The following is a 13,305-nucleotide window of genomic DNA, read 5'->3' on the forward strand; positions in this document are numbered from 1 at the left end:
ACAGCATGTAATCATCATCGGAAAACATTAAAAATTCAAAAAAGACAATTAAACCTGCTGCAAACAGCTAACAAGCCATGCATTTATTAAAATCCATATTAATTAAAATATTGTTGTGGGCCGCCACCTTTGGGTCATTTATTTTCAGTTGTTACTATTTCTATCTTGCATTTATTGTCGATACAGACTCAGAGATGACTCTGTACACTACATATGCAACTCTTCTACTCATTGCATCTTTTACCTGTCTGCAGTTTGCCTGCGCAAGCATTTATAACTCTATGAACGATACTGTTAAAATGGTCACCAACCCGAAAGAAGTCGGGCTGGAAGCTGTTTTTAACGCCTTTGAAGGGCTGGAGACAGTCCTTGGCAAACCTTGGATCGGCAAAATAAAAAGTATCAGAAACAAGGTGATTATCTTTGGCCCCAGCGCGTATGGCGAGTATATTTACATCGATACGTTTGGAAAAGGGAGCATCAACGTAGCCTTCAGCGACAGACCCTCATTTATAAGATTTGGCGAAGAAGATGAATGGAGGTTAAATCCCCAGCCGGAACCTGAAACCTTGGAAGACGTCATCCGTTATTCATTTGTCAGTGCTTGTATTCTCCCTGAATTGGCGAAACGAGTTCAGGAATTTGTAAATACAGGAGAAGCAGATATAACCTCGCTCGGTATTGAACAGGATGAAAAAATTTATATTTTTGATGAAGATTTCAGCTGGAAAGGACAGGAATTTACCCTGTTCGATGTAGATGAAAATGAAATGCTGGAAGTAAAAGCACTGGTTCCCTGTAAAACTTTTTCCATCACAAAGCCCGGCAGCGAAGAAGAACTATTCAGTTTGACCAAGCGAATTTTTCATTTCATGCCCACGTACGATCTCTTTGAAAAAGGGCAGCTGATAGGCCGGCTCAAGAAACGGTTTATTTTTCATCATGTCCATTTTGTCGGCGACACTGCTCTCGGTCGGTTGGAGTTGCGCAGTATGAACGCAACCCTTGGTTCCAACTATCAGGTTAAGCTGGATGGTAAGCAAATCGGGACCGTTGCCAGAAAGCTGAATATTGATTTAGGCAACGTAATTTTTGATAACTTCGTGATATCCGTCAGCGCCCCCGAATACTTGCCGCTTATGGCAGGAATGGCTGTGATGGTCGCCCGTCAAGCGCAAAGAGACAAGGTAGAAACAGTCGTTACGCTGGCAGATGATTAGATCGCACATGGGCATGATTTTAATTGATGGAGTGTTAAATGAGATTTCTCTTCAATAACCTTCGACAGTCGGACAAAGTCCTAAATTATAATCGCCGAATCAATAAAACGATATGGACTGTATTAATCACGGTGCTGCTGTTTATTTCCAGTGAGGCTATGGCGGGTTGGGATGTCAGCAACCAAGGAAAAACAGATGATATCAACCTTACAAATTCCGTTGGAGAGACCGCTTCCTCTGCACCGCAGGAGCATAACAGCACGGTAGAAACTGATGCCATAACTGAAAACCAACCTGAAGCCAGTGAGGAAAATCCCGGCTTTGATCCTGGAGATTGGGCTCTTTCTTTTGGTCTTGATGATCAGATTTTCCCTGCGGCCATTATTGCGCTCTCCACTCTTGATCCCGAAAACATCGGGGTCACCCGTAAGGAAAATACATTCGGTTCACCATTAGCAATGGCTTCGGTTTTCATTCGTGCAGTAAGTCCCGGAGACAGGGTAACTGTAGAAATAACGAGCACCAAACTCATTCGCCCCTCTAAGATGACCGTAACTCTTCCCGATGCAGATACAGTATATGAAATAAGTCCGCATCTACGCTACGAATATGAAAAACTACTCTCTATTCGCCAGCCTTATCCTGAGGACGTCACCGCAAAAGTGTTCGTCAATGGGCAAGAAGTCGGCGAGCATACGCAGACCGTTATTGTCCGTTCAGTAAACGACTGTTTCTTTGGACTATATACCGGCGAAGGCAAAAACTTTGAGGATTGGTCAGAGATGTTTGCAGCCTACGTGAATGAAGGCGATCCTATCATCGATGAAATACTCAGTGAGGCTCTACGCAAAGGGTATGTTGACGCATTTATAGGTTATCAGGGAGACGAGATGGACGTAGCTCTCCAAATGGAAGCTATCTGGAGAGTTCTGAAGGACAAAGGGTTCAGGTACAGTTCCATCTCGACTACGTCTGTAGAGTCTGATGTGGTTGCGGCGCAGCATGTCCGCCTTGTAGGAGACTCTACACGTGGAGCACAGGCAAACTGTGCAGACGGATCTGTGCTGCTTGCCTCTATTTTTAGAAAGATCGGCTTGGATGCCTATCTGATTCTCCTGCCGGATCATATGATGGTTGGAGTTTCCAGTTCCCCGGAAAAAGACGCTCCGGTTATACCCATCGAAACCACTCTGCTGTCATGTGCAGACCTTGATCAGGCTCAGGATTCCGGCATCAAAACAATCAATGAATATGAAGATAACCCCTCGGCTGTTACCTACATCAGTATAAACGGAGCCCGAGAGGCAGGAATATTGCCGCTTCGCAATCTCTACAATTAATAGAATCAACAATCATCAGGAGTAACTATTTTGAAGTCTATTGCGATGTACGATAGCAAGCCTGCTATCAGCGTATGTGTGAGTCGGGTTAGTGTGTGGCAGGGCGCATTTAAATTTTTGGTTCTTCTGTTGTTTTTATTCTCCTGCATGGTGACAACCAGCTTGGCCGATTCTACACAAAATCCCATAGATCAGGCTGTTGAATTAAGCCGTAATGCTAATAAAGCTTTTGCGAACGGCGATGTGGATACGGCCTATGTGAACTACACTACTGCGGAAAAAATTTTCCAATCCCGTGCAGACGATAATCCTTCAGATCTTAAGGCGCAGCAAAATCTGGCCGTAATCAATGAGCGGCTCGGCGATCTTTATGTTCGCATGAATAAAGGTGTTAAGGCTCATTTCGCGTACGTAAGATGCATCCGAATATTGGAAGGACTTCATAATAATGATCCTGACAATGTGTGGTTGCTGCAGAGCATTGTCGTGGTAAAGTTGAAGCTTGGGGATTTGTATGTCTGGCTGGGCAAGGCGCAGAAAGCCGCTACAGCGTATGAACAGGGTATTGCATATTGTGAAAAAGTATTCGCTGTTTCCCCTAAAAATATAGATGCCCACCGGAACCTGTGTCTTCTCTGGTACAGAGATGGATGTCTGCTGAATAAGCTTGGGCTGACTGACAAAGCCGAAACCGCCCGCGGTCATGAAATGGCAGCACGTAATTCTGTACGCGCACTGGACACAAACAAAGGAAATGAAGCTCTTTATTTCAGCTACAAACTTCTTGGAGAGCAATATGATTTGGTCGGTCAGTGGGCCGACTCCATTGCGATTTTTAACGTAAGCCTTGATCTACTCAATCCGTTGCTGCATGACGCCCCTACAAATATTCAATATCAATGGGAATTGTCGTCTGTATTCAGAAATCTTGGTAAATCACATGCACAGTTGGGACAATTCGAAGATGCAACCGCCGCCTACGAGCGGGTTCTGGATATCGAAAAACAGTTGGTTAAATCCGTTCCTGATGATTATGATTTACGGCGTGATCTTGTCGTCACACATTACAAAATAGGAGTAATTCTTGAAGCTGATGGCAAAACCGGAAGAGCTTTACAAGAGTATAACTCCTCCTTATCACTCGCAAAGGAAATGGTAAAAAAATATCCCGAAGCGGCCCAATTGCAGCAAGATATTTCTGAAATCAAGAAAAAGATTGACGGTATGGAAAATTGAGGAATCAGATCGTGTCCGGTTGTCTAAAGAACTCGTCTTACTGCTATAAGACGTCTACGCCAATATGGTCCCGACATCGACACTTCACTTACTGTTTTACCCGAACTGGGTGAATGAACAAAGGTGCCGCTTCCTGTTGCAATAGCGGCGTGAAGGGATTTACCCTTCTTGCTTACCTTGTAAATAAGAATGTCGCCGGGACGGATTGAGGATTTATCAGCAGAGCTGCCTACAGACAATAATTGCGATGAGGAGCGCGGCAGATTGATTCCGTACTGATTGAACACGTACCAGACGAAACCCGAACAGTCGAAGCCGGTTTGAGGAGAACATCCTCCCCATTTGTAGGGTATACCAAGAAGGGATCTGGCTGTGCTGACGATACTGGAGCCTTTTGATATCTGAGTGACTTTGCTTTCCCTTTCTGTTCTGGTTGCTGAAACGATTTTTGTCGATCCATATGCCTGACGTTTGGGCGACGGAGCAGAGGTGGTGGCGCAACCACTTACTACAAGCAGTAGAAGCATAAACACTAGTGGGAGTTTCACTACAAAATCTCCAAAAAGGACTTAAGGGTTATAAGTTTATCAAAGCAGAATGGAAAAATAACATAGAAGTATGGACGTGTCTGTCCGCCAAAGTACGGACTAAATCCTATTTTTTATAGAAGTTGCCAGTTAAGCTAAGCGTTTGTAAGGTCGCGTGTATAAGAAATGTTGTTCCCCGATTCAGTCTTTAGCAATCAGTTCAGGATATCATGTTGTGAAAAAAAATATTTTTCCTATTCTAAGATTGAAACGCTATAGAGTATTATGCTTTTTAATAGTGGCGACAATGCTTGGTTTAACAGGATGTGCTGCCGATAGATCTGAAACAAAACTCTTCGCAGAGCGTGGCGTGATCGACCTGCGTGGGCAGGATTTTTCAGAAGGCCGGATATTCGCCCTTAATGGAGAATGGGAATTTTATTGGGATAGACTACTTACGCCGGATAAGTTCAGCTCAGGAAATAAATCACCCGAAATGTCAGGATTCTTTACTCTACCCGGAACATGGCGGGGACATCGTATTGGTGGAGTACGTCTCGGCAGTACCGGGCAGGCAACATACCGGCTGAGACTGTTGACGGATCAATCTGTTGAGCGGTTGACTTTTCGTATTTTCGACATCCACGAGGCTTATAAATTATGGGCTAACGGCGATTTAATAGCACAGAGCGGGCTGCCGGGAAGATCTGCTGAAACAGAAAAACCTGCCCGAACATTAAAACTGGTGGAAATACCGCTAAAAAGGCAGCCTATCGATCTTATTCTGCAGGTTTCCAATTATCATTTTCGCAGAGGCGGGATTGGTGAGCCTATCCTCATCGCCAGCCCCGGACCGCTTGAAGCTATGCAGACGAGGGACTGGGCTCTTTCATTGTTTTTCGCCGGATGCATGCTGGTTATGGGGGTGTATCATCTTGTACTTTACTTATGGCGTAAACGCGACGAAGCTCCCTTATATTTCGGTCTATACTGTCTGTTGGTGGTCGGCTACAGCGTAACCTCTAACTCTTCCCGCTGGGCTATTTCCATTCTACTTCCCGGATGGAATCCGGTATCCATGGAAGTTTTTTCCCTGACCTGCTTTATCTGCTGGGCGTCACTGTTGTACCGTTTTCTTAAGACTATATACCCGGATGAATTTCATTCTTTCCCCGTCTATCTGCTGGATGCCAGAATCGCCATTTTCACTATTTTGCTTATCTTTGCTCCCGGCCTCCCTCTTTACTGGTTTATTGCAGTTTGTCTGCTACAGACTTTTCTCTATGCTGCATATTACCTGCACCGGATTTCCCTGTGTGTAAAACGTAAGCGGACCGGCGCAAGAATCTTGTTGACCGGGTTAATTATCCAGTTCGGCGCAGGCATTAACGATCCTTTAGTTCATATGGGAATCATAAAATCCGTGTATTTGGTCGAACCTGCTGTTTGCTTATTTATACTTTCTCAATCTCTGGTATTATCCAAACTTTTTTCCAATGCGTTTAGTTCTGTGGAACGCCTTTCCTTTGAATTGGAGCAGAAAAACCAGTCACTGCATGAAGAAATGGAAGAAAGAAACAGGCTGGAGAAAAAAATTGTCAGCATCAGCGAAGAAGAACGCCGTCAACTCAGCCGCGAGCTACATGACAGCCTTTGTCAGCAATTGACCGGTGCGCGGCTGCGCGCCACAGCTATGTCGCATGAACATGTAGAAGATAAAGACGGTCCTGAATTGGCAGAATTAGCGGAAATCTTAAAGACGTCAACTCACGAGGCATACAAGATAGCCCGAGGACTGTGGCCTGTTGAACATGGAAATTCCGGCCCCTCGTTGGAGGCTCTGGTCCGTAGCATCGCCAAGGCAACAGGCATTCGGGTTACTTTCAACCAGAATTGCCCCTGCGACGAATGCATAGATGAAAATATAACTGTTTTGTATCGCATTGCTCAGGAGGCTCTGACCAATGCAGCAAAACACGCAGAGGCTAAGAATATTCACGTTCAACTGAATTGTTGCAAAGCCGGTATCGTTACCCTGACTGTAAGTGACGATGGCGTAGGGCGAAGTGCTTCAAAAAATGAATACGGTGGGCTCGGCACAAGCATCATGCACCACAGGGCAAAAGTGATCGGTGCGCAACTTACAATAGAAAAAAGCCCCTTAGGCGGTACCGTAGTCAGATGTACAGCCTCATGCGTTAAATCAAATAAAAACTTCGAGGTGGACAATGGCAGATAATCCTTCCGCCCTAAATATTATTCTCATTGACGATCATCCTGCTATCCGAAAAGGATTGGGAATCCTTCTGGGCACACGTCAGCACCGGATATCCGCAGAGGCTAACAGCATCGCCGAGGCCCGGAAAATTTTAGACCAGCAGAATTTTGATATAGCCCTGCTTGACCTGTCGCTTCAGGATGGAAGCGGGCTTGACCTGCTTCCTGATCTCGAAAGACTCCATATCGCAGCCTTGGTCTATTCAATGCACGAAGAGTCCGTACTGATTGATCGTGCTTTTCGTCGCGGTGCTCTGGGCTACGTCTCCAAACAGGAAGACGCGGATATCCTCTTCGAGGCAATAGATACGGTTACCGCAGGAAAAAAATACTTTAGTCCTTGTGTTGCTCAATGTTTGGAACAAAACGAAAAAGAAGAAAGATTGGAAGAATCTTTGAGTGACCGGGAAAGACAGATATTCAGCCTGATGGGACAGGGATTCGGGAATACTGAAATTGCGGACAAACTGGGACTGAGCCGCCGTACGGTTGAGACATATTGCAATCGAATGGCCAGGAAATTTGATTTGAAAGGCAGGAAGGAATTGCGCAAATACGCGATCTCAGCTGCGCAATAACGGATGATCGCCCTGTCTGAAAACATAGTTTTTATGTTTTAGGATAAGAAGAATTGTAACTTCTATTGTCATTTGTTTTGAATAAGTTCATTTGTACGTGTTTTGACGGACAGACACAATTCTGCAGAGTTGATAAGAAGCAAACGTTATCTCTAACGGGATGTTAATTCTAAAAACTATGCAGAGACAAAATATGAACAGATCATCCTCCACCTGTCCCTATCGCCACAACCTCACGCTCACGGCATTAAGCTTAATCGCAGTCCTATCCATGCTCTTGGGATTTGCTTCCATCGGCATGGCAGCGGGAAGTCTTAAGTGGAGTTTTTCCAAAAGGAGTTCAGATGTATTTTCTCCAGCAATCGGCAATGATGGAACTATTTATGTCGGTTGCGACGATAGAAATTTATACGCTCTTGAGCCCGGCGATACAGATTGTACAGAAAAATGGTCTTATCCTACAGGAGGAGAAATCTATTCTGCGCCGACTATCGGTAGTGACGGAACTATATATACCGGATCATCTGACGGTAAATTGTATGCCGTAAACTCCGATGGTTCCAAAAAATGGATATATAATGCAGGCAGCATAATGTCCTTTTCAGCGGCCATAAGCAGCGACGGAACAATATATATTGAATCCACTGACGGTAAATTACACGCCGTAAACTCCGATGGCTCTGGAAATTGGATATACGACACAGAACATATGTTTACCTCAGCTCCGGTAATCGGTCCTGACGGGACTGTGTACGTAACAACAACCGACGATAATTTATATGCAATAAAACCCGACGGTACACTTAAATGGACCTTCAAGGCTGGAGATAGAATAGAATACTCTCCTGCCATTGACAGCAATGGAGTCATCTATTTCGGTTCAAGTGGTTCCTGTTTTTATGCCCTTAATCCTGATAAAACCCTGAAATGGAAAATTCCAGTAGACTCTGTAATAACATCTTCCCCGGCCATCGGCAGTGGCGGTGTTATTTATTTGGGTACAGCAGGCAATTTATATGCCCTGAATTCTGATGGTAGTGAAAAATGGAAATATGAAGCAGATGGGGCTGTAAGATCCCCGGCCATCGCCAGTGACGGAACCATTTACGTCTGGGCAGACAATAATATATTATGTGCAATAAAATCTAGTGGAGCCCGAAAATGGTTCCTAGATATAGGCTCATCGAGTACAACTGGAACTTTGTCTCCAGCCATCGGGAGCGATGGAAGCATTTATGTTAACATATACCCCGGGATGGCTGATTTTGTCGCTTTGCAAGCAAGGGAAGGTGATTCCGGAGGACTTGCCGATACCGACTGGCCCAGATCCCAAAAAGACAACCAAAACACCGGAGCCAGCAAGTCCGGCGATGTCTCTCCAAGTGAAACTCAGGCAGACGGGATAAGTGTCAGCATATCCGCCAGCGTGACCAAAGAAATGGACAGCACCGATCTGTCCACCCAATACCACTCCGGCGGATTTACGCCCAAAAGTAAAGTGGACTCCTTCAACGCAACTCTTAATGTAAACGGCGGTTGTGCTACTTTCAAAATCAGTTCCACGAATATTCCAACCGGCAAGGTCTCCGATCTGGCCCTGATGAAATTCTACAATACCAACGGAACCTCCAAGGAATATAGTCGTTACGCCCTAACCGGACCGGAATACAACATCGACGGCTACTGGTGGGTAACAGATGCCGACGGAAACCACATGGCCCGGACAGATGATACAACACTTGGGACTGAGTATTACATCTATTTTGTAATCAAAGATAACGGCAACTACGATGAAAACCGTGACCTTGGCAAAATAACCGATCCGGTAGCTGTAGGGACCGGTTCAAGCTCTGGGTCCGGGACAGGATGTACTTTAAATCCACAAGCAACCTTCAGTGTAGAATGGCTGCTGCTTATGTTGGTACCGATGCTCCTGCCTCTGCGCGCAAGATTTAAAAGATAATTTCTAATAAACAAAAAGAGATTCTTCCATACCTTTATAAAAGACTAGTATGATTACCGGGCTGTTCAAATTGTAAGCTTAGCCTTGCAGTGTGCTGCCCCAAGTCATAAATGACTACAATTGCGCGCTGATTCTTCCGGCAGTTTCAAGGACCATCGGAGCTATTTCCGCCTCGGCTTTTTCCTGCGACCATTCGGAAAGGCTTGCTGAAATATATACTGATGCGCAGGGTTTTCCATCTCTGCCCAAAACCGGTGCGGATACAGCAATTTCTCCAACCAATTGCTCCTGCATGGATATGCAGAACCCTTTCTCTCTGATCTTTTCTATCTCACGTATATTTTCGTCAATATCCGTAATTGTGTATGGAGTAATGGCGGATCGGTCCGACTTATTGAGTATGTCCAGCACTTCCGAATCTTCCAGACACGATAGAAAAGCTCTTCCTCCGCAAAACGCAGGGACGCTGCGTCCGGGCAGAGTTCCTTCAAAAAGCAGTAGTCGTTGGGGAAGGCGGATTAAATATATAATGGAAGTATCATAAAGAGTTCCCAGATACGCTGAGTTACCGGTCCTTTCGCGGGCCTCCAGCAGAAATGGAGTTGCAACTTCCACCAGCCTTTCGCCTCGTAAAAAATTATATCCCAAGCGCATAGCTTTGGGGCTCAGTTTTACCTGTCTTGTTTTTTCATCCTTGGAAATATATCCCAAGGACTCCCACGTATACAAAAATCTTTGAACCGCGCTCTTATTGAGACCGGTAATTCTGACCATATCGGTAAGGCTCAACCTGCGGTGTCCTTCGTCGAATGCTTCCAGCACACGAACTGCTTTTTCAAGCGAAGATACAAATAACGGGCTGTCTTGTTTGGTTTTATTTTCGTCACTCATACTCGCTACTATGTACCCTCTCTTTAATATTTGTTCCACTAACTTTTTTCGCATTTACGGGATTGAAACAAAACTTCTGAGCATTAACCAGTATTAAACATTGTTAATTAACATTTTTAGTAAATACTCCTTTTTGCAAAAACAAAAAACAACCACGATAACGTTTTTTGTCAAAAAACCTTGACGAGCGCCTTTCGGCTGCATAAAGTAATTTTAAACACTAGGTATTGTATTACAATACACAGGGCGTGCCAATATGAATTTTATGCAACTTAGCATTAGTTATACCCTGTTTAAGTATTACTGAAAAACGTTTATTCATTACCCTGATTCTATTGCAGTAAATCGGGCCGCAAAACAACTGATTACGTTTTTTGTTTCCCGGTAACTTCTTTAAAAATATCATAAACCCCTAACCCAAAGAGGATCCAATGAAACGCTCCACTTTATTCGGGCTGATTTTGGCTCTGGTTCTTGCCATTCCCGGCAGCGCTCTGGCTGCAACAACAATCAAAATGAGTTATAACGGACCGCCAAGTGACAAAGACAATGCTGTCCACTACTTTGCTTCCAAGTTTAAAAAACTGGTAGAAAAATCCACTGACGGCCAGGTTGAGATTAAACTTTTCCCTAATAGCCAGCTTGGTAACGAAGAACAGCGTATGGAACAGGTCATGAGCGGACCGGTCATCAACGTAGCTTCCTACGGAGGCCTCCAGACTGTATTTCCCGAAATGTTCGCGACTAATATTCCTTTTCTGTTTGACAGCTACAAAGCCGCGCACATTTTCTTTGATGGTAGTGAGTTCATGAAAAAGGCAAAGAAAGAATTGAGATCCCGTACCGGCATCGCTTTTCTGGACGTAATCGAAGAGGGCGGATTCCTCGCTTTCACCAGCAACTCCCCCATTCATTCCCCCGCTGATTTCAAAGGCCTTAAGTTCAGGGCTATGGATGCCAGTCAGGTTGCTATGTACGAGGCTTTCGGCGCATCCGGAACTCCAATCCCCTGGACCGAAGTTTACCTTGCACTCAAAACAGGTGTTGCTGACGGCCAGATGAACCCTCCGACCTACATCATCATGGGTAGTCTCTACGAAGTTCAGAAGCATCTTACTCTGGCAAATGTTCAGTATTCCGATCAGTTCCTGCTCATGAACGGAGAACTTCTGGATTCCTTTACTCCCGCACAGCAGAAAGCGATCAAGGAAAGCGCCGCAAAAGCTAACGCCGAAACTCGTGAGTTCGTTGAATCTCAGGTTGATGCACGCGTTAAGTTTCTGGAAAGCAAGGGGATGACCAGCTATACCCCCACAGCCGAAGAATATGCTGAATTCAAAAAACTCGGCAGTCCTTCCTACATCAACTGGCTTAAAGATCAGGTTGATTCCTCCTGGATTGACCTTGCTATCAAGGATGCCCGTAAAGCCAACGCCGAAGGGGCAAAATAATTATGTCAAATGTCGCCGGCTTTTGCCAAAAAGCCTCTGACATCCTAGAGCGTCTCTGCCTGATAGGGGCGGGGGCGCTCCTTGTGGTAAACATGCTGGATGTCATGCTCGGTGTTTTCGGGCGGTTCTATCGTCCGCCCATGTGGACCACGGATCTGGCTAAGATTACTCTTGTCTGGATTGTAATGCTTGGGGCTGCTCCGGCCCTCAAAAGGGGAGAGCACATGGCCATCCACATTATAGTGGACAGGCTGCCTAAAACTCCCAGAATGATTGTGACTTTTCTCCGTCGGGCAGTTTTTGTCGCAATTCTCATCTTTATGATCATCTACGGTTACAACTATGCCCACAAGCTCCGTCTCTTTACGATTATGACTCTGGGCATCAAGAAAAGCATTCCCCTCATGTCCATCCCGGTAGGAATGGGGCTCATGCTGATTCAGTACGGACTGCAGCAGTTTATCCCTGTCGGGGCCGGAAAAAATGAGGAGGAGGACTGATGACTTTTATTCTGTTACTGGTCTTTTTCGCCATGCTGATAATTGGGCTGCCGCTTTTTGCGTCAATGCTCGTTACCTCCGTAAGCGGTTTTGCGGTTATCGGAGACCCTTCACTTCTGCGAATTATGATTCAGCAATTTTACGGGGGGATGGAGCCTTTTTCGCTTCTGGCTATCCCTTATTTTATTCTGGTCGGAGAGCTGATGGGGTCCGCAGGGCTGACTGAGCGTCTGCTGAGATTTGCAGAGGCTCTGGTTGGACACCTTAAAGGGGGGCTCGGGTATGTGACTGTTGTCGCCAGTATTATTTTTGCCGGTGTTAACGGTTCTGCCGCAGCAGATGCCTCGGCTGTAGGTTCGATCATGATTCCTGCCATGAAAAAGGGCGGATATCCTGCCTCTTACGCTGCAGGGCTAACGGCCGGCAGTTCTCTTATCGGTCCCATTATCCCGCCGAGTATTTTTATGATTCTGTTCGGGGCAATGACCAAAACCAATGTCGGTGCCCTGTTTATTGCGGGAGTTCTTCCGGGACTTTTTCTTGGTGTCGCGTTTATGGCAATGCACAGAATCAGTGCTGCAAAGCTTGATCTCCCCATCGTAAACGCCGAATTTTCTTTTTCCAAACTAGTTTCGGCCACTGGCGGTGCCATCTGCTCGCTTGTTGCCCCGGGCATCATCATCGGCGGTATTCTGTTTGGGTTTATGACTCCGACTGAATCCGGCGCGGTTGCAAGTTTATATGTTCTTGTCATCGGCTTTCTTTGGACCCGGCAGCTCAGTTGGAAAGCGGTCTGCAAAGCTCTGGCAAGCACCGTGCGTTTAACAAGTGTTATTTTTGTAGTTATCGGTGCAGCCACTATAGTCGGCTGGATTCTCTCTTCCGAACAGGTCCCGCAGAAGCTTGCTCCCATTGTGCTTGAGTATGCAAAGACGCCTTCAATGGTTCTGCTTTTTATGAGCCTGATCATATTTGTTGTAGGTATGTTTATGGAAGAAATCGCCGCTCTTGTGCTGCTCACTCCTGTCTTTGCACCACTGGCTGTCAGCGCGGGAATCGATCCTTTGCATTTCGGTATTGTAATGACTCTTAACATTACCATTGCACTGATCACTCCGCCTATGGGCGCGTGCGTATATATTGTTTCTTCCATCGGCTCTGTTCCTCTGGAAAAAATGTTTAAGCATATCTGGCCGTTCGTGCTTGTTGCTATTGCCTGTCAGTTGATGCTGATTTTTGTTCCGGAAATTTCAACATGGCTGCCAAGAACTCTCGGCTACTAGAAAAGGAAATGTTCAGAGCATTGCAACCTTACTTAGCGA

General features: G+C 45.6%; 11 protein-coding genes. 9 read left to right on the top strand and 2 right to left on the bottom strand.

Annotated features, from left to right (window positions below; all coding sequences use genetic code 11):
• Positions 1-281: 281 nt before the first annotated feature.
• The 3 genes from ACKU35_RS08755 (at position 282) to ACKU35_RS08765 (ending at position 3,796) form a co-directional block, all read left to right on the top strand.
• Positions 282-1,220 (top strand): hypothetical protein, encoded by a 939-nt coding sequence (locus ACKU35_RS08755; RefSeq protein ID WP_319765072.1) that lies wholly within the window; start codon positions 282-284, stop codon positions 1,218-1,220.
• A gap of 38 nt (positions 1,221-1,258) precedes the next feature.
• The gene (locus ACKU35_RS08760; RefSeq protein ID WP_319765074.1) at positions 1,259-2,560 is read left to right on the top strand and encodes a hypothetical protein; all 1,302 of its coding nucleotides are present in this window, start codon (positions 1,259-1,261) and stop codon (positions 2,558-2,560) included.
• A gap of 162 nt (positions 2,561-2,722) precedes the next feature.
• A complete protein-coding gene (locus tag ACKU35_RS08765) occupies positions 2,723-3,796 on the top strand; it encodes a tetratricopeptide repeat protein (protein ID WP_319765076.1) in 1,074 nt (357 codons plus the stop codon).
• A gap of 23 nt (positions 3,797-3,819) precedes the next feature.
• Here ACKU35_RS08765 and ACKU35_RS08770 read toward each other — a convergent pair whose 3' ends face one another.
• Complete coding sequence (locus ACKU35_RS08770) at positions 3,820-4,344, bottom strand: C40 family peptidase (RefSeq protein WP_319765077.1); 525 nt, start codon at positions 4,342-4,344, stop codon at positions 3,820-3,822.
• Between the two features lie 286 nt (positions 4,345-4,630).
• Here ACKU35_RS08770 and ACKU35_RS08775 point away from each other — a divergent pair, with 286 nt between their 5' ends.
• The 3 genes from ACKU35_RS08775 to ACKU35_RS08785 all read left to right on the top strand — a co-directional run bounded on the left by ACKU35_RS08775 (position 4,631) and on the right by ACKU35_RS08785 (position 9,141).
• Positions 4,631-6,562 carry a 7TM diverse intracellular signaling domain-containing protein gene (locus tag ACKU35_RS08775; RefSeq protein ID WP_319765079.1) on the top strand — a complete coding sequence of 644 codons (1,932 nt, stop codon included), beginning with the start codon at positions 4,631-4,633 and terminating at the stop codon, positions 6,560-6,562.
• Entirely contained in the window at positions 6,552-7,178 is a 627-nt protein-coding gene (locus ACKU35_RS08780) for a response regulator transcription factor (protein ID WP_319765081.1), read from the top strand. Before ACKU35_RS08775 ends, ACKU35_RS08780 begins: the two co-directional genes overlap by 11 nt.
• 193 nt (positions 7,179-7,371) lie before the next feature.
• A complete protein-coding gene (locus ACKU35_RS08785; RefSeq protein WP_319765083.1) occupies positions 7,372-9,141 on the top strand; it encodes a PQQ-binding-like beta-propeller repeat protein in 1,770 nt (589 codons plus the stop codon).
• A gap of 114 nt (positions 9,142-9,255) precedes the next feature.
• Here the strand turns inward: ACKU35_RS08785 and ACKU35_RS08790 are convergent, their stop codons facing one another.
• A complete protein-coding gene (locus ACKU35_RS08790; protein WP_319765085.1) occupies positions 9,256-10,032 on the bottom strand; it encodes an IclR family transcriptional regulator C-terminal domain-containing protein in 777 nt (258 codons plus the stop codon).
• A 431-nt stretch (positions 10,033-10,463) separates the two neighbouring features.
• Between ACKU35_RS08790 and dctP the strand changes: the two genes are divergently transcribed.
• The 3 genes from dctP to ACKU35_RS08805 are packed head-to-tail and all read left to right on the top strand — an operon-like array spanning position 10,464 to position 13,266.
• On the top strand, positions 10,464-11,483 hold the full coding sequence (gene dctP / locus ACKU35_RS08795; RefSeq protein WP_319765087.1) for a TRAP transporter substrate-binding protein DctP: 1,020 nt from the start codon (positions 10,464-10,466) through the stop codon (positions 11,481-11,483).
• A gap of 2 nt (positions 11,484-11,485) precedes the next feature.
• Positions 11,486-11,983 carry a TRAP transporter small permease gene (locus ACKU35_RS08800; RefSeq protein ID WP_319765089.1) on the top strand — a complete coding sequence of 166 codons (498 nt, stop codon included), beginning with the start codon at positions 11,486-11,488 and terminating at the stop codon, positions 11,981-11,983.
• On the top strand, positions 11,983-13,266 hold the full coding sequence (locus tag ACKU35_RS08805; protein ID WP_319765091.1) for a TRAP transporter large permease: 1,284 nt from the start codon (positions 11,983-11,985) through the stop codon (positions 13,264-13,266). The genes ACKU35_RS08800 and ACKU35_RS08805 overlap by 1 nt, the downstream gene beginning before the upstream one ends.
• Positions 13,267-13,305: the final 39 nt, after the last annotated feature.

It is taken from the genome of Maridesulfovibrio sp. (assembly GCF_963676065.1).
Lineage (GTDB): Bacteria > Desulfobacterota > Desulfovibrionia > Desulfovibrionales > Desulfovibrionaceae > Maridesulfovibrio.